Origin of the sequence: Streptomyces sp. NPDC097640, from assembly GCF_040302705.1 — a bacterium.
Lineage (GTDB): Bacteria > Actinomycetota > Actinomycetes > Streptomycetales > Streptomycetaceae > Streptomyces.
Map to the genome: position 1 here is coordinate 295,321 of NZ_JBEOSB010000006.1, position 19,561 is coordinate 314,881.

20 protein-coding genes are annotated in these 19,561 nt (G+C 71.7%); 6 read left to right on the forward strand and 14 right to left on the reverse strand.

Annotation, left to right across the window (positions count from 1 at the left end):
- Positions 1-31 precede the first annotated feature (31 nt).
- The 13 genes from ABTY62_RS11975 to ABTY62_RS12035 all read right to left on the reverse strand — a co-directional run bounded on the left by ABTY62_RS11975 (position 32) and on the right by ABTY62_RS12035 (position 13,663).
- Entirely contained in the window at positions 32-1,132 is a 1,101-nt protein-coding gene (locus ABTY62_RS11975) for a polyprenyl synthetase family protein (protein ID WP_352129287.1), read from the reverse strand.
- Positions 1,129-2,718, reverse strand: a complete 1,590-nt coding sequence (gene hpnE, locus ABTY62_RS11980; RefSeq protein ID WP_352129288.1) for a hydroxysqualene dehydroxylase HpnE — start codon at positions 2,716-2,718, stop codon at positions 1,129-1,131. The genes ABTY62_RS11975 and hpnE overlap by 4 nt, the downstream gene beginning before the upstream one ends.
- The gene (gene hpnD / locus ABTY62_RS11985) at positions 2,715-3,677 is read right to left on the reverse strand and encodes a presqualene diphosphate synthase HpnD (RefSeq protein ID WP_352129289.1); all 963 of its coding nucleotides are present in this window, start codon (positions 3,675-3,677) and stop codon (positions 2,715-2,717) included. The genes hpnE and hpnD overlap by 4 nt, the downstream gene beginning before the upstream one ends.
- Positions 3,674-4,708, reverse strand: a complete 1,035-nt coding sequence (hpnC, locus tag ABTY62_RS11990) for a squalene synthase HpnC (RefSeq protein ID WP_352129363.1) — start codon at positions 4,706-4,708, stop codon at positions 3,674-3,676. Before hpnC ends, hpnD begins: the two co-directional genes overlap by 4 nt.
- Positions 4,709-5,025: 317 nt before the next feature.
- The gene (locus tag ABTY62_RS11995) at positions 5,026-5,769 is read right to left on the reverse strand and encodes a TetR/AcrR family transcriptional regulator (protein WP_352129290.1); all 744 of its coding nucleotides are present in this window, start codon (positions 5,767-5,769) and stop codon (positions 5,026-5,028) included.
- Positions 5,770-5,873: 104 nt separating this feature from the next.
- On the reverse strand, positions 5,874-6,203 hold the full coding sequence (locus ABTY62_RS12000) for a Rieske (2Fe-2S) protein (protein ID WP_352129291.1): 330 nt from the start codon (positions 6,201-6,203) through the stop codon (positions 5,874-5,876).
- Positions 6,204-6,486: 283 nt separating this feature from the next.
- Positions 6,487-7,320: an ABC transporter ATP-binding protein gene (locus ABTY62_RS12005; protein ID WP_352129292.1), complete on the reverse strand. Its 834-nt coding sequence runs from the start codon at positions 7,318-7,320 to the stop codon at positions 6,487-6,489.
- Positions 7,313-8,245, reverse strand: a complete 933-nt coding sequence (locus tag ABTY62_RS12010) for an ABC transporter permease (protein ID WP_352129293.1) — start codon at positions 8,243-8,245, stop codon at positions 7,313-7,315. Before ABTY62_RS12010 ends, ABTY62_RS12005 begins: the two co-directional genes overlap by 8 nt.
- A gap of 83 nt (positions 8,246-8,328) precedes the next feature.
- Positions 8,329-9,213 (reverse strand): glycosyltransferase family 2 protein, encoded by an 885-nt coding sequence (locus tag ABTY62_RS12015; RefSeq protein ID WP_352129294.1) that lies wholly within the window; start codon positions 9,211-9,213, stop codon positions 8,329-8,331.
- Positions 9,213-10,004 carry a CDP-alcohol phosphatidyltransferase family protein gene (locus ABTY62_RS12020; RefSeq protein WP_352129295.1) on the reverse strand — a complete coding sequence of 264 codons (792 nt, stop codon included), beginning with the start codon at positions 10,002-10,004 and terminating at the stop codon, positions 9,213-9,215. The genes ABTY62_RS12015 and ABTY62_RS12020 overlap by 1 nt, the downstream gene beginning before the upstream one ends.
- Positions 9,970-11,043 (reverse strand): iron-containing alcohol dehydrogenase family protein, encoded by a 1,074-nt coding sequence (locus tag ABTY62_RS12025; protein ID WP_352129296.1) that lies wholly within the window; start codon positions 11,041-11,043, stop codon positions 9,970-9,972. Before ABTY62_RS12025 ends, ABTY62_RS12020 begins: the two co-directional genes overlap by 35 nt.
- A complete protein-coding gene (locus ABTY62_RS12030) occupies positions 11,031-11,783 on the reverse strand; it encodes a phosphocholine cytidylyltransferase family protein (RefSeq protein WP_352129297.1) in 753 nt (250 codons plus the stop codon). Before ABTY62_RS12030 ends, ABTY62_RS12025 begins: the two co-directional genes overlap by 13 nt.
- Complete coding sequence (locus ABTY62_RS12035) at positions 11,780-13,663, reverse strand: DUF5941 domain-containing protein (protein ID WP_352129364.1); 1,884 nt, start codon at positions 13,661-13,663, stop codon at positions 11,780-11,782. Before ABTY62_RS12035 ends, ABTY62_RS12030 begins: the two co-directional genes overlap by 4 nt.
- Before the next feature lie 272 nt (positions 13,664-13,935).
- On the opposite strand from ABTY62_RS12035, the gene galE reads away from it, so the two are divergent.
- From galE to idi, 3 genes are all read left to right on the forward strand, one after another.
- Positions 13,936-14,922, forward strand: coding sequence for a UDP-glucose 4-epimerase GalE (gene galE, locus ABTY62_RS12040; protein WP_352129298.1), 987 nt, complete (start codon positions 13,936-13,938; stop codon positions 14,920-14,922).
- A gap of 124 nt (positions 14,923-15,046) precedes the next feature.
- Positions 15,047-15,970, forward strand: a complete 924-nt coding sequence (locus tag ABTY62_RS12045; protein WP_352129299.1) for a cation diffusion facilitator family transporter — start codon at positions 15,047-15,049, stop codon at positions 15,968-15,970.
- A gap of 56 nt (positions 15,971-16,026) precedes the next feature.
- The gene (gene idi, locus ABTY62_RS12050) at positions 16,027-16,647 is read left to right on the forward strand and encodes an isopentenyl-diphosphate Delta-isomerase (protein WP_352129300.1); all 621 of its coding nucleotides are present in this window, start codon (positions 16,027-16,029) and stop codon (positions 16,645-16,647) included.
- Here idi and ABTY62_RS12055 read toward each other — a convergent pair.
- Complete coding sequence (locus tag ABTY62_RS12055) at positions 16,622-17,137, reverse strand: ATP-binding protein (RefSeq protein WP_352129301.1); 516 nt, start codon at positions 17,135-17,137, stop codon at positions 16,622-16,624. The genes idi and ABTY62_RS12055 overlap by 26 nt on opposite strands.
- Before the next feature lie 210 nt (positions 17,138-17,347).
- On the opposite strand from ABTY62_RS12055, the gene ABTY62_RS12060 reads away from it, so the two are divergent.
- The 3 genes from ABTY62_RS12060 (at position 17,348) to ABTY62_RS12070 (ending at position 19,546) form a co-directional block, all read left to right on the forward strand.
- Positions 17,348-18,160, forward strand: coding sequence for an enoyl-CoA hydratase/isomerase family protein (locus tag ABTY62_RS12060; RefSeq protein WP_352129302.1), 813 nt, complete (start codon positions 17,348-17,350; stop codon positions 18,158-18,160).
- Between the two features lie 172 nt (positions 18,161-18,332).
- Positions 18,333-18,731, forward strand: a complete 399-nt coding sequence (locus ABTY62_RS12065) for a hypothetical protein (RefSeq protein WP_352129303.1) — start codon at positions 18,333-18,335, stop codon at positions 18,729-18,731.
- Positions 18,732-18,811: 80 nt separating this feature from the next.
- Positions 18,812-19,546: a transcriptional regulator gene (locus tag ABTY62_RS12070; RefSeq protein WP_352129365.1), complete on the forward strand. Its 735-nt coding sequence runs from the start codon at positions 18,812-18,814 to the stop codon at positions 19,544-19,546.
- Positions 19,547-19,561 lie beyond the last annotated feature (15 nt).

Genomic DNA, 19,561 nt, shown 5'->3' on the forward strand with positions numbered 1-19,561 from the left:
GCGACTGCGAGCTATATGCGGTCGATAGTGATCATCTCTCTCGTACGACGACGAAATCGGCGAGCGCCACGAGCTGCGCCCGGACCTGGTCCTCCATGTCCACCTGGTCGAGCGCCGCGATGGCGGTGGCGTGCTGCCGGCGGGCCTCCTGGGAGGTCCAGTCGCGGCCGCCGGCCTGCTCGATCAGCTCGGCGCGGGCCGCGAACTCCTCCTCGTCGAAGTCGGCGAACTCGGCCTCGGTCTTCTTCGCGTCGGCCGCGAGCAGCCGGGCGAGGCGCTCGGAGGCCTCGCCGCCCGCGTCGAGGGCGGCCACCACCGGCAGCGACTTCTTGCGCTGGCGCAGGTCGCTCCAGGTCTGCTTGCCCGTGGCGTCGGGGTCGCCCCAGATGCCCAGCAGGTCGTCCACGGCCTGGAAGGCGAGCCCCAGGTGGTAGCCGTAGCGCTCCAGGGTGTCGGCGGTGCGGTCGTCGGCGCCGCCGAGGACGGCACCGATGGAGGCGGCGCAGGCGAGCAGCGCTCCGGTCTTGTTGCCCTCCATCTCCAGGCACTCGGCGACGGTGACCCGCTCGCGGTGCTCGTAGCTGATGTCCTGGGCCTGGCCGTCGATGAGCTTGCGGGTGGCGGAGGTGAGCCGGCGGGTGGCGCGCCCGGCCTCCACCGTGCCCAGTTCGAGCAGTATCTCGCCGGCCAGGGCGAAGAGCGCGTCGCCGACGAGGATGGCCTGTGCCGGTCCGTGCACCTTCCAGACGGTGTCACGGTGGCGGCGCTGCTCGTCGCCGTCCATCAGGTCGTCGTGCAGCAGCGAGAAGTTGTGGACCAGCTCCACCGCGACCGCGCCGGGCACGCCCACCTCGGGAGCCTGGCCCGCCACCTCGGCGGACAGCAGCGCGAGGGCGGGGCGGACGGCCTTGCCGCCGTCGCCCGCGGCAGGGCGGCCCTCGGCGTCGATCCAGCCGAAGTGGTAGGCGGCCACGGTGTCCATGGGCGAGGCCAGTCGGTCCACGGCGGCGCGCAGCACCGGCGTGGCAAGCGTGCGTCCGCGCTCGAGCAGCGCGATGACGCCTGCGGTGTCGGCTGCGGGGGTCGCCGGAGTCACGGTCTCTCCTTGATGGTTCTGTGTGATGGTGCTCATGCCGCCTCCTTGGGGATCCCCCGGCCGGCGGCGAGGGGAGGGTCGAGGTGCGGGCGGACGATGTCGGAGACGGCCGCGCGGGCGGCGGACAACCCGCTGCGCACGGCGCCCTCCATGGTCGCGGGCCAGCCGGTGGCGGTCCACGCGCCGGCCAGATACAGGCCAGGCACGTTCGTGGGGGCCTCGGGCCGCAGCCGGCCGACGCCGGGAGTGGGAGCGAAGGTCGCGGTGCGCTCCCTGGTGACGAAGAAGTCGCGCACCGCCGCGCCGCGGGCGGCGGGCAGCAGCCGCTCCAGCTCGGGCAGATAGCGGGCGCGCAGCTCGGCGGCGGGGAGGTCGATCTCCTGGTGCGCCGCGGACTGGGACAGCGCCAGATACTGGCTCTCCCCCGCCCCGGGGAGTTTCGCCAGGCCCGAGGTGTCGGTGCGGTCGAAGACCCACTGGACGGGGGTGCCGATCGCGGCGAAGAAGGGGCGGCGCATGACTTTGCGATCGTAAACGACATGGACGTTGAGGATCGGCGCGGTGTCGATGCGCAGCAGCCGGTCCGGGTCCGCCAGGGCGCCCTCGGGCAGCAGGGCATGGGCCTCGCGCTGCGGTACGGCCAGCACCACCGCGTCCGCCTCCAGCGGCGCGCCGCCCGCCTTGTGCACGCTCCAGCGGCCCTGGGCGGTGCGGGTGACGGCGGTCACTTTCGCTCGCAGCTCGCAGTCCACGCCGGCCTGGTCCAGGGCCGCGCGGGCGAGGGTGTCGTGCAGCTCGCCGAGGGGGGTGCGGGCCCAGCCGATGTCCGCCGCGCCGGGGTGGGAGAGCAGCCCGGTCTTGAAGACCATGGCGGCCAGGCCGAGCGAGGCGTCGCGGGCGGTGGCGTTGAGCGTGGCGACCCCGACCAGGTCCCACAGCGCCTCGACGGCGCGCGGGGACTGCCCGTGGCGGCTCAGCCAGTCGCCGAAGTCCACCCCGTCCAGCGCGGGGTCGGCCGGGTCCAGCCGCCCCAGGGCGAGCGCGGCGCGCCCCACCTGGGCGCGCTCGGCGAGCGAGAGGTGCGGGTAGGTGGCCAGGCTCGCGGCCAGGTGCAGCGGAACGGGCAGGGCGGCGCGGCGCAGCCTGCCCAGGCGCCGCCCCGGCCGCCCGTCGGCGTCCAGGACGGGCACGTCCAGCCTGCTCTGGAGCGGGGCGAGCCGGGAGCCGCCGACCCGGTCGAGGAACCACTGGTAGGCGGTGCAGCAGCGCAGATACACATGCTGGCCGTTGTCCACGGTCAGCTCCCCGACGGGGGACGGACGGCGGAAGGAGAAGGCGAGCCCGCCCAGCCGGGGGCGGCCCTCAAGCACCGTCACCCGCAGCCCGGCGTCGGCCAGCGCGAGCGCCGCGGTGGTGCCCGCCAGCCCGCCGCCCACGACGACCACGGAGCCCCGCCGCCCGCCGCCGACGCCGTCCGCCTTCGCTCCGGCCCTGGCTTCGGTCTTCGTCCGCGACGGCGCGGCCGCCCCGAGGGGGCGGCCTTCGGTCTCTCCGCCCCGGGCGCCGGGGCCGGCCTGCGCGCGTGGGTGCGGGCGTGGGTGCGGATCCGCGGGGAGTGTCATGTCCGCCCCCGGGGATTGCGCCGGGCGGCGGTGCGGGCGTCGAGCCCGGCCAGGCCGCGGACGGCCACATACGCCTTCTCGCGGCCCGGGAGCGAGACCCGGCCGCGCAGCACGGCCTCCGGCTCGTGGGCGATGCGCTCCAGGAGTCTGCGGTAGATCCCGGCCATGGCCGCCACGCAGGCCCCGCTGCGGCGGTCGAGCATCGGCAGCAGCTTGTAGCCCTCGGCGAAGAGGGCTCTGGCCCGCCGGACCTCGAACTGCACCAGTCCCGTGAAGTCGGCGTCCGGCGGGGCCGTCGAGGTGTGGATGCTCGGCGGACAGCCGAACTTGGCGAGGTCCTCCGCGGGGAGATAGGTGCGACCGCCGACGGCGTCCTCGCGGATGTCCCGGAGGATGTTGGTGAGCTGGAGGGCCAGGCCGAGCGTATCGGCGTACTCGGGGGCGCGCTCCCGCTCGCGCGCGCTCACCCCGGGGGCGCTCACGGTGCCGAAGACGCCGAGGGAGAGCCGCCCGATGGCGCCCGCGACGCAGCGGCAGTAGGCGCTGAGGTCGTCCCAGGTCTCATAGGTCTGGCCGGCCACGTCCATCAGCACGCCGTCGATCAGCTCGTCGAGCCCGCCGAGCGGGATCGGGAAGCGGCGCGCGGCGTGGGCGAGCGCGACGGCGACCGGGTCGGTGTCGTCCTCCTCGATGGCGCCGCTCCTGATGCGGTCGAGCACGGCGCGGGTCTCGGTCAGCCGCGCCCGCTTGGCGTCGGCGTCCAGCCGGCCGTCCCCGATGTCGTCGATACGGCGCGAGAAGGCGTAGAGCGCCGACATCGCCCGGCGCTTCTCGGTCGGCAGCAGCCTGATGCCGTACGCGAAGTTGCGGGCCTGCTGCCCGGTCACGACCTCGCAGTACCGGTACGCCGCGAGCACTGGCGCGGACTCGTGCGGAGATCCGGTCACGGTCCGGCTCACCCCTCTCTTCGCAGTGTCGCCCCCGCCTCGCGCAGCAGGCTGAGCTTGGTGGGTCTGGGCGGTCCAGGAAGTACGTCGTATCCCGCGGCCGCGACCGCCCTCAGAGCGGCCCGCCCCCCGGCCACGAACCCGGCGAGCAACCACCTGAGCCTGCCGTGGACGCTACCCACGAGGGGGGTCCCTTCATTCAGCAGGGTCTCGGCGCGCGCCGCCTCATGGGCGATCAAGGCGCGCACCGGGGCCCCGGCCGTGGGGGCGGCGAGGTCGGCTTCGGTCACACCGAAGCGTTTCATGTCCTCGGCGGGCAGATAGACGCGGTCTCGGCGGAGGTCCTCGGCGACGTCCTGGAGATGCTCGACGATCTGGAGTGCGGTGCAGATCTTGTCGGAGAGGCGGACCCGCTCGGGACTGGTGGTGCCGGTGACGCCGAGCACCAGGCGGCCCACGGGGTTGGCGGACAGCTCGCAGTAGCCGAGGAGGTCCTCGTAAGTGGCGTACCGGCGCACCCGCTGGTCCTGCCGGTTCGCCTCGATCAGGCCGAGGAACGGCTCGGGGGACAGCCGGTGGCGGCGGACCGTGGGCAGCAGCGCGCGCAGCAGCGGATGGCGGGGCTCCGGGGACGCTCCGTCCGCGGTGTCCGTGTCGCCGGGGCCGCGTGCGTTGTCACCGTTTGCGAGGTTGGCGTTTGCGATGTCGCCGTTTGCGATGTTGCTGTGCACATGGTCGAACACCTGCCTGAGATCGCTCTCGAAGGCGTCGAGCATCGCGAGTGGATCGCCGGCCCGGTCCCGGTCGAGGCCCAGCAGCTCGGCGTCGGCGCCGCCGGGGGGCAGATCGCCGTCGCCGATGTCATCGACCAGACGGGCGTAGCCGTAGACGGCGATGAGGTCGGCCCGCCAGGCGCGGGGGAGGAAGAAGGGTGCGACGGGGAAGTTCTCGTGCGCGGCCTTGTCGAGTACGGCCCGGGCGGCCTCCCGCCCGTCGAGGGGACCGCTGGACGTGCTATGGGACCCGCTGCGCTCGTCCTCCACGGTCACCGTGGACAGCCAGGCGCACGGGCAAGGACCAGGTCTCCGCCCGGACCCGGGTGACCGGGCCCTGTAGGAGAGCTGGAGATGGGCCGGGTAGCCAATGCCGTCACATCCCCCGTTCTACACCGGTTGCCAGGGTCGACACGACGCGGACACGCCGCACCGCCAGGTCAAGGGCGCTCACGGCCACGCCCCCCGCAGGGGGCGGCGGCGCAGGTCCCACGTGCCGAATGGGCACCGGTACAGCTTACGCCTCTCGGTGTACAAACGTGCGGGGATGTACCCCGAGGCGGCCCCGGAAGATCCCCTAGGGGGACCTAGGCCGTGTCCTCCTCGTAGAACTCCTCGATGTCCAGCATCAGACACAGATGGCGCAGCTCGAACTCGAAGAACGACTTCCCCTCCGGCATCGCGAACGACATATGGCCGAGGGCCTCCATGGAGATCACCCCGTACAGCCGCACCCAGCAGCGGAGCATCACGGCGAGCGCGCCCGGGGGCATCTCGACGCCCTGGTCCTCGCTGAGCTCCACGAGCGCCCGCACCAGCCCGGGGTCGAGCTCCTCCTCCTTGGGGACGGGGAAGCCGCGCACCCGCCACAGGTCCGAGATCAGGTCGGAGAACACCGAGCCGAAGACCCAGCCCATGTTCCGGTCCGGCTTGGTCTCCTCCCGGCCCAGGCCCGGGGCCCAGGGGCCGAGTATGAGCCCGAACTCATGAGGGTGCTTGATGGCCCAGATGCGCAGCGCTCTCGCCCCGCCGATCAGCCCGCGGCCGGGCTCCGACTCGGGCAGCCGGCCGATCACCCCGCGCATGTAACGGGCCATCTCGGCGAAGATGTCCACACGCAGCTGGAGGATCAGGGCGTCACGGCTGCTGAAATAGCGGTAGACGGCGGGCGCGGTCATGCCCATCTCACGGGCGATGGCCCGGATCGTCACATTCTCCGGGCCCTCCTGAACCAGGAGCGTCCGGGCGACATCCTTGATCTCGCGGATGGTCGCGATGCGCAGCCGCTCGCGCCGTGAGTACGGTGCGACGTGCGCTTCCCCTGGCAACACGCGTCCCCCTCCCTGATACCCCGCCGCTCGACAAGAACTCGGCGTTCAGGCACACGATACAGCGCCTCCGTTTAGTGAACGCCGCCCACGTCAGTTCCCCGCGTTCACTGGCGAGAAAGGAACACCTCTCCGTCCGCCACGTGGACCGCGTAGGCCTCCACGGGGTCCACCGCAGGCGGTTCCAGTGCCTCGCCCGTGCGGAGGCAGAAGCTGCTGTAGTGCCAGGGGCAGACCACCGTCTCCCCCTCCAACTCGCCCTCCGACAGGGGAGCTTCCTCATGCGAGCAGCTGTCGCGCAGGGCTCGGAGCGTGCCTCCGACGTTCGCCAGGAGCACCTTGACGCCCTCCACTTCCACCGTCGTCATCTCGCCAGGCTGCACATCCGCCAGGCGCGCGACGCGGATCCCGCCGCGCTCGCTCGCGGTCTCGCTCATCGGGTGACCCCTCTCTTGGCGCACCTCACTCTACAGATTACGGAATGTCAGATTCAGATATGGCGGACACATAGCCGATTGACTACCCGCCAGACGGCATTTCCACAGCCCCCGGAGACGGTTGACAGGCGCGGTCCGCGTCGCTCTGAAGCAAACACTTGTCGCTGGGGTCAATTTGAGTCTCGGTCATTTTTCAGCGGCGCGGGGTTCTCCTATGGGCCCGCACACGCCGCAGGCCCCGCCGGAGGGTGTCCGGCGGGGCCTGCTGGTGCGCGGAGGTCGGCTACTTGCCGGTCTCCTTCTCGTACGCCTTGATGACCTCGTCGGTCGGGCCGTCCATCAGCAGCTCGCCCTTCTCCAGCCACAGCACCCGGTCACAGGTGTCCCGGATCGACTTGTTGTTGTGGCTGACCAGGAAGACCGTGCCGGCGTCCTTGCGCAGCTCGCGGATGCGGGCCTCCGAGCGCTTCTGGAACTTCCGGTCGCCGGTGGCCAGCGCCTCGTCGATCATCAGCACATCGTGGTCCTTGGCGGCGGCGATCGAGAACCGCAGCCGGGCCGCCATACCGGAGGAGTAGGTGCGCATCGGCAGCGTGATGAAGTCGCCCTTCTCGTTGATGCCCGAGAAGTCGACGATGCCCTCGTAGCGCTCGCGGATCTGCTCCCGCGACATCCCCATGGCCAACCCGCCGAGGATGACGTTCCGCTCGCCGGTCAGGTCGTTCATCAGCGCCGCGTTCACGCCGAGCAGCGACGGCTGGCCATCGGTGTAGACCTTGCCGCGCTCGGTGGGCAGCAGCCCCGCGACGGCCTTGAGGAGCGTCGACTTGCCGGAGCCGTTGGAGCCGATCAGGCCGATCGACTCACCGCGGTAGGCCATGAAGGTGACCCCGCGCACGGCGTGCACCTCGCGCATGCCCGGGGAGTTCTTGCGCCGGAGGATGCGGCTGAGGGCCGCGGTGGCGCTGCCGCGGCCGCGCGGACCGCCGTTGACCCGGTAGACGATGTGCACATCGTCGGCGATGACGGTCGGGATGCGCCCGGCGGCCGGGGCCGCCGGAGAGGCCTGGGGCGCGTCGGACGCCTGAGAAGCCTGATCAAGGATTTGCTCAGCCACGGCCGTACTGCTCCTCTGCCTTCCAGAAGTACACAAAGCCGCCGACGCCGAAGAGCACCGCCCAGCCCAGGGCCAGCGCCCACACATGGGGCGGCAGGTTCCCCGCGCCATAGCCGTCGATCAGCGCGTACCGCATCAGATCCATGTAGACGGCCGCCGGGTTGGCCATCATGGCGTCCGAGACCCAGCCGCTCGCCCCCGCCGACTCCAGCGTCCGCGCCAGCGGGAACATCACTCCGGACGCGTACATCCACGTCCGCAGGAGGAACGGCAGCAGCTGAGCCAGGTCCGGGGTCTTGGCTCCCAGACGGGCCATGATCAGCGAGAGACCGGTGTTGAAGACGAACTGGAGCGCGAGCACCGGGAGGATCAGCACCCAGGACGGGCCCGGGTAGTGCCCGAACCCCAGCAGCACGATCACCAGCACGATCATCGAGAACAGCAGCTGCTGGAGCTGCTGGAGCGAGAAGGAGATGGGGAGCGAGGCCCGCGGGAAGTGCAGGGCCCGCACCAGACCCAGGTTCCCGGAGATCGCGCGCACACCCGACATCGCGGAGTTCTGGGTGAAGGTGAAGACGAAGACACCCGTCACCAGGAACGGGATGTACATGTCGTGCGCCATGCCCCGGCTGCTCTTCAGCAGCAGTCCGAAGATGAAGAAGTACACCGCCGCGTTCAGCAGCGGCGTCGCCACCTGCCACAGCTGGCCGAGCTTGGCCTGGCTGTACTGGGCGGTGAGCTTGGCCTGCGAAAAAGCCAGAATGAAGTGGCGCCTGCCCCACATCTGCCGGACGTAATCGGGAAGGCTCACCCGGGCGCCGCTCACCGACAGCCCGTACTTCGCCGCCAGCTCTGCCGGGGCCAGGCCGTCGTCCGGCGATGGCGGGGCGCTGGCGACCGCACTGTTGTGCGTAGTCTCGCTCACAGTTGACACTTTCGTCCTCATCAGGGGTGCGCTGACGGGGGCCGCGCCCCGGGTCGCGCCCGATGCTCTCAGATACGAGCTTGTCAGATGACAGGCGGTCGGCCCAGTCGGGTCAGGCGCCATACCGTACGCCACTTCATGGGGCGCCGTGCACCACATGATGTCTTCCAGCCTTCCCGGAACCCGCCCAGCCAGGCACGAAGGGCGTCCTTGGAGGGTCGCCGGGCCAAGGTGAGCAGCAGCCAGACGCCGAGATAGACGGGGACGAGCGGGATGGGGAGGTTGCGCCGCGCCAGCCAGACCCGGTTGCGGGCGACCATGCGGTGGTAGACCGCGTGCCGGCTCGGCGCGGTGGCCGGGTGGTGCAGCACCATGTCCGACCGGTAGTCGATCATCCAGCCGGCGTTCAGGGCCCGCCAGGCCAGGTCGGTCTCCTCATGGGCGTAGAAGAAGTCGTCCGGCAGGCCGCCGACCTGCACGAAGACCTTCGTACGGACCGCGTTGGCGCCGCCGAGGAAGGTGGTCACGCGCGAGGACCGCATGGGGTCGGAGGCGCGCAGCCGGGGCACATGGCGGCGCTGTGTGGTGCCGGTCTCAGGGTCGGCGATACGGAAGGAGACGATGCCGAGCTCGGGGTCGGCGGCGAAGGCCTGGCGGCACAGCTCGGCGGTGTCCGAGTTGGGCAGCAGGCCGTCGTCGTCGAGGAAGAGCAGCACGTCGACCTCGGCGCCGCCGGGGCCGAACGCCTCGATGCCGACATTGCGCCCCGCCGGGATGCCCACGTTCTCCGGGAGCTCGACGGTGCGCACCCCGTCCGGCAGCTCGGGCAGCGGCGAGCCGTTGCCCACGACGACCACCTCGATCCGGTCGCCGTCCTGCTTGGCGACCGAGTCGAGCAGCGCGCGCAGCTCGTCGGGGCGGTTGCCCATCGTCAGGACGACCGCGCCGACCTTGAGTGTGTCCGTCATCACTTCAACCTGCTCGACGCGAGGATGGACACCAGGTGAAGAAGGGTTTGCAGAAGGGCGATGCCCGCGAGTACGGCGACGCCGAGCCGGGAGAAGAACAGGTCGTCCCGCACCGAGTCCAGGACCGCCAGGACCAGGATCAGCAGGGACGCCTCTATCCCCAGCACCAGCCGGTGGAACTTCAGCGCCGCCGCGGCCTTGCGGGCCATCGCCATGCCGGAGGAGCGCGGCTCGGACGCCGCCTCCTTGACGGGCGGCAGCCCGCCCTGGTGGCGGGCGACGCCGACGAGGTCGGTCTCGGCCTTGATCAGGATCGCGCCGAGGGCGGCCAGGGTGCCGAGGAAGGCCCAGAGCCAGTCGATCCGGCCGCCGCCCCACAGGTCGGAGGCGCGCAGACCGAAACCGACGAGCACCGCGGCGTCGGTCAGATAGGCGCCGACCCGGTCCAGGTAGACCCCGCCGAGCGAGAACTGCTGCCTCCAGCGCGCGATCTCGCCGTCGACGCAGTCCAGCAGCAGATAGAGCTGAACCGCGACCACACCGAGCACGGCGCCCGGGATCCCCGGCACCAGGAGTGCCGGGGCCGCGAGCACGCCGCAGACGGTCATCAGGTACGTGAGCTGGTTGGGCGTGACCCTGGTGTTGACCAGATGGCGGTCGACCCGCAGGGAGACCTCGCGCATGTAGAGGCGTCCCATCCAGTGCTCACCGCTCCGCCGGTCCTTCACCCCCGCGGGGTGGACGACCGGGCGGAGTTCAGCTACCGATGGTTTGACTGACTGCTTTGGCATAGTCGGCGTATGCGTCCCTGATCGCGTCGGAGGAGAGGTCAAGGTGCTCGAGGATCGTGTAGCGCCCGGGGCGGGTCTGCGGCGCGTACTCAACCGCCTTGACGAACTCGTCCTCGCTGAATCCGATTTCGGTCGGCAGGACGGGCAGGCCGTGCCGCCGCAGCACATCGACCATCAGCGCGGACTGCTCGTGCGCGCCCCGCAGGTGCATCGCGAAGGCGGCGCCGAGGCCGACCTGCTCGCCGTGGAGCGCGGAGCGCTTGGGGTAGAGCAGGTCGAAGGCGTGGCTGATCTCATGGCAGGCGCCTGAGGACGGCCGGGTGTGACCGGCGATCGACATGGCGATGCCGGACAGCACCAGGCCCTCGGACAGCACGGTCAGGAAGTCGTCGTCGCCGCAGCCGCCGGGGTGCCGGAGCACCGACTCGCCCGCGGTGCGGGCCATGGCCGCCGCGAGGCCGTCGATCGGCTCGCCCGTCTCCTTGTGGGACAGCTCCCAGTCCGCGATCGCGGAGATGTTGGAGACGGCGTCGCCGATGCCGGAGCGGACGAAGCGGACCGGGGCGTCGCGGATCACATCGAGGTCGATGACCAGCGCGATCGGGGTCGGCACACCGTACGAGCCGCGGCCCGCGTCGTTGTCCAGGATCGACACCGGCGAGCAGATGCCGTCGTGCGACAGGTTCGTCGCGACGGCGACCATCGGCAGGCCGATGCGCGCCGCGGCGTACTTGGCGGCGTCGATGATCTTCCCGCCGCCCAGGCCGACGACCGCGTCGTAGTGCCCGGACTTCATGGCGTCACCCAGCTGGATGGCGCCGTCGATGGTGCCGTCGGCCAGCTCGAACCAGTCGGCGCCCGGCAGCACCGGGGCCAGCCGGTCGCGCAGCACGGCGCCGGAGCCGCCGCTGATCGCGACGGCCAGCTTCCCGGAGGCCGAGATGCGCTGGTCGGCCAGCAGGCCCGCCAAGTCGTCCAGGGCCCCGGCGTTGATGTCGACGGAGACGGGAGACGGAATGAGGCGGGTCAGTACTGGCATGCGATCTCACGGCCCTTCGCGAGGTCGTCGTGGTTGTCGATCTCGACCCACTTGATGTCGCCGATCGGAGCCACGTCGACCTTGAAGCCGCGGTTCACCAGCTCCTGGTAGCCGTCCTCGTAGTACAGGTCGGGGTCGCGCTCGAAGGTGGTCTTCAGCGCGTCGGCAAGCTCCGCGGCGGCCTCGCCCTCGATGAGGGTGACGCCGATGTACTCGCCGGTCGCCTCGGCCGGGTCCATCAGCTTGGTGATCTTCTGGACGCCCTTCTCGGGGTCCGCGACGACCTTCATCTCCTCGTCGGCGAGCTGCTTCACCGTGTCCAGGGCGAGGATGATCTTCTTGCCGTCGCCCCGGGCGGCGAGCAGGGTCTTCTCGACGGAGACCGGGTGCACGGTGTCGCCGTTGGCGAGGATCACGGTGTGCCTGATCGCATCACGGGCGCACCACAGGGAGTAGGCGTTGTTCCACTCCTCGGCCTTGTCGTTGTCGATCAGGGTGAGCTTGACGCCGTACTTCGCCTCCAGCGCCTCCTTGCGCTCGTACACGGCCTCCTTGCGGTAGCCGACCACGATCGCGACCTCGGTCAGTCCCACCTCCGCGAAGTTGCCGAGGGTCAGGTCGAGGACCGTGATGGCCTCCTCGTTCCCTTCGGGGCCCACCGGCACCAGGGCCTTGGGGAGGGTGTCGGTGTAAGGGCGCAGACGCCGTCCGGCGCCGGCCGCCAGCACGAGGCCGATCATGCGGGTTCTCCTGTTTCGTCGTGTACAGCGGGTGCTCCGGAGGACACCCAGAAGCGGATGCTCTCGCTGAGCACGGCCAGCGCGAGGGCCGCCGCGAGAGCGGTCAGCGCGATGGTGAAGCCTTGGTTCTGCTCGTACAGCAGGGCGGCGGCGACCGTGACCGCCAAGGTCCGCCCCTCGTGCCCGCCGATCGCCCGCACCAGCCAGTGCGGGGGCGCGCCGGTGCCGCCACGGATGCGGTACACCGTGTCGTAGTGATGGTAGGCGACCGCCGACACCAGCCCGAAAGCGGCGGGCAAGGCCCCGTTCACCCCCGAGTCAGCTGCCAGGACCAGGATGGTGCCGTATTCCGCGGCGCGGAAGACCGGCGGCACGAGCCAGTCGAGCGGTCCCTGGAGCGAACGGGCCACGGCCAGTCCGGAGGTGAGCGCGTAGCCCGCGGCGGCGACGACCGCCCAGGGGCTGCCGAAGGGTGTGAGCGCCGCCACCGCGACGACGGCGACCGCCCCAAGCAGGGCGACGGCGGGGGCGGCGAAGGCCGGGAGCCGGCGCGCGGCCCCGCGGAGGGCCGCGGCGAAGCCCTGGGCGAGCGGGCCCGAGTCGGCGAGGTCCGCGAGGGCGAGCACCGCGCGGTCGGTGCGCCGAGCCCTGCGGGTCAGCGAGCGCAGCACGCGGCCCGCGGTGGTGTAGCAGGCGGCCAGCGCGCAGCCGACGAGCAGCACATAGAAGGTGATACGGGGCGTGGTGCACGCGGTGAGCACGGCGATCAGCGCCCAGCGCTCGCCGATCGGCAGCACGATCATCCGCCGCAGCCAGACCGTCCAGCCGACGCTGTCGAGGCGGTTGGAGAGGGCGGCGGTGGGGCTGGTGTTGCCGGTGGCGTCGTGGTTCGCCTCGTTGAAGGAGAAGTCGACGACATGACGGCAGGTCTGGAGCACCATGGCGCCGAGCGCGAGCGCCCATACGTCATCCCCGCCGCGCGCGGCGCCCAAGGCGAGCCCCGCGTAGTAGGCGTACTCCTTGGCCCGGTCGAACGTCGCGTCCAGCCAGGCGCCGAGCGTGGAGTACTGGAGGGAGTAGCGGGCGAGCTGCCCGTCGGTGCAGTCCAGGACGAAGGAGGCGATCAGCAGCGCCCCGGCCGCGACGAACCCGGGGCGGGTGCCGGTGGCCGCGCAGCTCGCCGCGATGAGGGCGGTGAGCAGGGAGGCGGTGGTGACCTGGTTGGGCGTCAGCCCGCGGCGGGCGCACCAGCGGGCGATGTAGCGCGAATAGGGGCTGATGCAGAAGGTGGTGAAGAAGCCGTCCCGCGACTTGACCGCGCTGCGCAGCCGCACCTGCTCGTCGTCCACCGCGTTGGTGCGGGCCAGCGCCTCCGCGCGCTCCGGCGCGTCCTCGGGCACGGCGGCGACGAGCACCCCCAGCTCGGGCCGGTGCACGGCGACGTCCTCGGCGCTCAGGGCGTCGGCGAGGGCGTCGGGCAGCACGGCCGGGCCGTCCGGGGCCGGCAGCGGTGCCTCGGCCGCGGGGGCCGCCGGGGCACCCGCCGCGGCGAGGGCGCCGCGGCCGGGAGCCGGCGCTCCCGGGGCGTAGGCCGTCAGCGCGCGGGTGAGCGCCGCGCGGGCCTCCGGCTGGGCGGTGAGGGCACCGTGGACCGCGGCGGCCGGGAAGCGCGGATCGGTCAGAGCCAGGCGCAGTGCGTGGACGTGGCCGACGAAGCGCGGGTCGACCAGGGCCACCCGCTCACGCGCCGGGGCGGCCGCGAGCTCCCTCGCGACCCCGGCGGCGTCGGCTGCCGTGCGCACGTCGAACCCCAGCGACCGCAGGTCGTCCTCAAGGGACGAGCCCGCGACCGCGGGACCGGTGAGAATGGCGGTCGACAGACGAACTCACTCCTTGGCAGCTGGCACGGTGGCCGCGCCGGACAGGCATCGGCCCAGGGGTCGCCGTCCGGGCAGCGGGCGTGGCACGCCCCGGACCCCGTAAGGGCCGGGCGGCACGTCGGCAGAGGCTATCGGATGGAAGGAAGCGTCCGTTCACCGCACATTCATCGCCCGATCGGGGGAACGACGGCTTCCGCTGCCGCGATCATCATGGTGGATGGCGGCGCTCCACGACAAACGGCGGCCGGCCCGGCTGTGGGTAGGGTGCGGACATGACGTGGCTGATCACAGGTGGTACCGGATATATCGGGGCGCATGTCGTGCGGGTCATGGCGGAGGCCGGGGAGCGGGTCGCCGTGCTCGACGACCTGTCCAGCGGCGTCGCCGAGCGGCTGCCGGACGGCGTCCCTCTGGTAACCGGCTCCACGCTCGACCGTGAGCTGCTGGACCGCACCTTCGCCGACCTCGGGGTGACCGGGGTGGTGCATCTGGCGGCGAAGAAGCAGGTCGGGGAGTCCGTCGAGCAGCCGCTGCGCTACTACCGGGAGAATGTGCACGGCCTGACCGTGCTCCTGGAGGCGGTGGTCGCGGCCGGGATCGGCAGCTTCCTCTTCTCCTCCTCCGCCGCGGTCTACGGGATGCCGGATGTGGAACTCGTCACCGAGGACACCCCCTGCCGGCCGATGAATCCGTACGGCGAGACCAAACTGGCCGGAGAATGGCTGGTCAGAGCCACGGGCGCGGCCCATTCGATCTCCACGGCCTGTCTGCGCTACTTCAATGTGGCGGGCGCCACGCGTCCCGAGCTGGCCGACACCGGCGTGTTCAACATCATCCCGATGATGTTCGAGCGGATCACCCGGGGAGAGGCTCCCCGGATCTTCGGCGACGACTATCCGACGCCGGACGGCTCCTGCATCCGCGACTACATCCACGTCGAGGACCTGGCCTCCGCCCACCTCGCCGCGGCCCGCCGGCTGGCCGAGCGGCCGGGGGCGGGCGATCTGACGGTGAACATCGGCACCGGCCAGGGCGTCTCCGTGCGCGAGATGGCCAAGCTGATCGGCGAGGTCACCGGCCGCCCGGACCTCGCCCCGGTGGTCGAGGCGCGCCGCGCGGGGGACCCGGCCCGGTGCGTCGGGTCGGCGGAGCTGATCGCCAAGGAGCTGGGCTGGAGCGCGCGGCGCGGGGTGGAGGCGATGGTGCGGTCCGCCTGGGACGGCTGGTGCCTGCACCACCCGGAGGCCCGGCGCGGCTGACGGCCGCCCGGGCGGCCTGCCGGAGCCCGGCGCGGCTGACCGCGCCGCCGGACGGCGCCGTAGTTCACTGGGGCGTAGGGCAGGCGCGCGGCCCGGCCCGACGTCGCGCGGGAGGAGGCCGTACATGGGCGCAGGCCACAACCACGGCGGCGGCCTCGCCACGGCGGGCGCCAGGCATCAGTGGCGGCTGCGGGCCGCCCTCTGGATCACGCTCGCGGTGACGGCCGTGGAGGTGACCGGCGGGGTGATCGCCGGCTCGCTGGCGCTGCTCGCGGACGCCGGCCACATGGCCACCGACGCGCTCGGGATCGCCATGGCGCTGCTGGCGATCCATTTCGCGAACCGCCCGCCGAGCCCGCGCCGCACCTACGGCTACGCGCGGGCCGAGATCCTGGCCGCGCTGGCGAACTGCCTGCTGCTGCTCGGCGTCGGCGGCTACATCCTGTACGAGGCGGTGGCGCGGTTCATCACGCCGACCACCAGCCACGGCGGGCTGACGATCCTGTTCGGCGCCATCGGCCTGGCCGCGAACGCGGTGTCGCTGGCGATACTCAGGGGCGGGCAGCGGGACAGCCTCAATGTCCACGGGGCGTTCCTGGAGGTGCTGGCGGACGCGCTGGGCTCGGTCGCGGTCCTCGTCTCGGCGGGGATCATCGTGGCCACCGGCTGGCAGACGGCCGATCCGATCGCCTCCCTGCTGATCGGCCTCATGATCGTGCCGCGGACGCTCCGGCTGCTGAAGGAGACGCTGAACGTCCTGCTGGAGGCGGCTCCGCGGGATGTGGACATGGGCCAGGTACGGGCCCACATCCTCGCCCTCCCCGGCGTCGAAGGGCTGCATGATCTGCATGTATGGACCATCACCTCCGGCATGCCGGTACTCTCCGCACACGTTGTGGTCAGCCGACGGGTGCTGGACACAGTCGGCCATGAGCGGATGCTGCACGACCTACAGGGCTGCCTGGGCGAACACTTCGACGTGAGCCATTGCACGTTCCAGCTGGAGCCAGGCGGACATGCTGAGCACGAAGCCAAACTTTGCCACTGACACATGGCACAGATACGGCAGACTTGAAGGTTCCGAGACGGACTATGAGGATGGTCATGCCAATCACACCCGCCAACGGCCGCATCACCGACACCGCCAGGCCCACCGCGCCGGGCGCAGCGGCCGGTTCCACCGAGCCGATCATGCTGGAGCTGGTCGACGAGGACGGCAGGACCATCGGCACCGCTGAGAAGCTCTCCGCCCACCTCGCCCCCGGCCGGCTGCACCGGGCCTTCTCCGTCTTCCTCTTCGACGACGAAGGGCGGCTGCTGCTCCAGCGCCGGGCCCTGGGCAAGTACCACTCCCCCGGCGTCTGGTCGAACACCTGCTGCGGCCACCCCTACCCCGGCGAGCCGCCGTTCGTGGCCGCGGCCCGGCGCACGGGTGAGGAGCTGGGGGTGGCGCCCGCGCTGCTGCGCGAGGCGGGCACGGTGCGCTACAACCACCCGGATCCGGCGTCGGGCCTGGTGGAGCAGGAGTACAACCACCTGTTCGCGGGGCTGGTGCGGGCGGAGTCGCATCCGGACCCGGAGGAGATCGGCGAGATCGCCTTCGTCACCCCCGAGGAGCTGGCCGCGCTGTTCGAGCGGAATCCGTTCTCTGCCTGGTTCATGACCGTGCTGGACGCGGCCCGGCCGACGATCCGGGAGATCACCGGAACCGCGGCGGGCTGGTAGCGGTCAGCCCGGCCCGGGCCGCCGCGAGCGGCAGCGCCGCCCAGATCACCTTGCCGCCGCTGGGAGTGTGCTGGACGTCGTAGACCCCGCCTGACTCCTCCGTGATCGTCTGGACCAGTAACAGCCCGCGCCCACCGGTCCGGCCCTGGTCGGCCATCAGCGCCTTCGGCCGGTAGGGGTGGTTGTCCTCGACCGCGACCCGCACCCAGTCCGGGCCGATGGACACCTCCACGGCGATCTCGGGGGAGAGCAGCGCCGCATGCCGTACGGCATTGGTGACCAGCTCGGAGACGATCAGCAGAAGGCTCTGCACCAGGTCGTCGGGGGCGGGCACCCGCTGGTGGGCCAGCAGATCCCGCACCGCGTGCCGGGCCTGCGGGACCGAGGTGTCGAGCGCGGGGGCGGTGAAGCGCCAGACACCCTCGTAGGCGACCGGCCCGCGGGGCGGGGCGGCTCCCGGTTCAGGAGGGATACTCCCGACGATCTCCATGTCCGATCCCCACCCATCGCCACAGCTCGAACTCTCTCCGTCGAGTGTTGGGAATGTGTTGGTACGGACCGGGTAACTGAGCGCAAGTCGCCGCCTATCGACGGCTTTTGACCGCGTGCGTATGCCAGCGTCACTCGCTCGACTGTTCCTGCCCGGCTTGCTTCCGGCGATGCCGACGGTCGCTTGAGCGGCCCGGCTACGATCCGCCGCATGGAGCCCTGCCTGCACCACGATGTCGCCGACGGCACAGCGACCGTCGTGATCCGCAACCCCGCCAAGCGCAATGCGCTGACCCCCGGTATGTGGCGCGCGCTGCCCCCGCTGCTGGAGCGGCTGGCCGCCGACCCGGCCGTACGGGCCCTGGTGCTCACCGGAGAGGGCGACACCTTCAGCACGGGCGCGGACATCGGCTCGCTGGGCACGACCTACGAGGAGTCCACGGCGCTCGCGCTGCCCGCCGAGGAGGCCCTGGCCCACTTCCCCAAGCCGACGCTCGCCGCGGTGCGCGGCTACTGCGTGGGCGGCGGCTGCCAGCTGGCCGCCGCCTGCGATCTGCGGTTCGCCGAGGAGGGCGCCCGATTCGGGGTCACCCCGGCCAGGCTCGGGATCGTCTACGCGCCCTCGTCCACCCGGCGGCTGGTGGATCTGGCCGGCCCGGCGACCGCCAAATACCTGCTGCTGTCCGGCGAACTGATCGGCGCCGAGCGGGCGCTGCGGACGGGGCTGGTGGACGAGGTGCTGCCACCGGGCGGGCTGGACGGGCGGGTGGCGGAGTTCACGCGGGTGCTGCTGTCCCGGTCCGCGCTCACCCAGGCGGCGGCCAAGGAGTTCACGGCCGGGCCCGTCGATCCGGCGCGCCTGGAGTACTGGCAGGAGCAGGCGAGCGACAGCGGCGAGACCCGGGAGGGCATCGCTGCCTTCCTCGAGCGCCGCGCCCCGCGCTTCGGCTGGACGCCCCCAGCGCGCTCAGACCGTCACCCCGCCGTCGCCGGCCCCGCGGTTCCGGCCGATCACAGCCGCTGAAGCCCCGGCACGCAGACCGTCGCCCAAACTTCCGACGGAACCTCTGAATCTCAACGAATGACACTCATCACTCACGCATTGCACAGAAATTCACCTGCGCCTTCACATTTCCTCCACATGCGGAGTCTAGGTTCTCCATGATTCATTCGACGCACACGGGGAGGGAGTCACCGTGCCCGGCATTGACGAGTGCCTGCTGGAGGCCATGAAGCTTCCCGGCGCCCGGGGCGCCGCCGTGGTCGACTGGACCAGCGGTCTGGCTCTGGGGACGGTCGGGGATTCGCCGGGCGGCGACCACGAGGCCGCGGCGGCCGAGACGGCGGAGCTCGCCCGGATGGCGGCGGAATATCAGTCCTTCGCGCCCGCCGACGGCTCCGACTGGTCCGAGGACGACACTCCTGTGGACGATCTGATCGTCAGCAACCGCGACAGCTACCACGTCCTCAAGTTCGTCCGCACCACCTTCGACAGCAGTGTCTTCCTCCATCTGTGGCTCGGCCGTACGGAGGGCAACCTCGCGCTGGCCCGCATCCGGCTGAGCGAGATGGCGCGACAACTGGTGCTGGGGTGACCGGTTTGCCGACGCGTTCCCCCAGCCCGACCCGGCGGAGTCCCGCGGCCCCCAGCGGCGCCGCTCAGGTCGGCTCCCCCATGCTGGACCGGCTCGCCGCGGAGAAGGCCACCGGCTCCTTCATGCGGGAGAGGGGCACGCTGCATCTCTCCGACGGACAGGTCATCTACGCGGACAGCCCGGAGACGCCCGATCTCGAGGCGTTGCTCACCGCGGGCGGCGCGCTGTCACCCGAGAACTGGCGCGATGCCCTTGACGAGGCCGGGCCCGAACAGCGGGTGGGGCGGTTCCTGGTGGACAGCGGCCGCCTCCCGAAGGGCGCACTGGAACTGTGCCATCTGGGGGCGCTGTATGACGCGGCGTTCTTCGTGCTCGGCCCGGGCGGCGGCCCGGCCCGCTTCCGGTACGGGGTCGCGCACTGGATGGGTGCGGTGCGCCCGGTGCCGGTCGACGCGGTGCAGCGCGAGACGTCACGCCGGCGGGAGTTGCTGCACGAGATCTGGCCCGAGGCGGAGGCGGACAGCGAGCCGCTCGTCAGGACCAGCCTGCCCCTCGACACGAACCTGTCGCCGCGTCAGCGCGCCATCCTCGAGCACGTCGACGGGGTGCGCACGGCAGCCGACATCTCCCGTGTCCTGGGCCGTCCCGCCTTCCACACCCTGGTCGACGTCCGCCGTCTCGCCGCCGCCGGCATCGTGGCGGCGGCCCGGCGGACTCCGCGGCCCGCCACCGTGCCCACCCGGCTTCCGGGAATATCGGCCGGCCCCGACGTCGCCCTGCTTCGCCGGCTCAGAAACGCATTGGAGGCCCTGTGATCCGCGCGCTCAGAC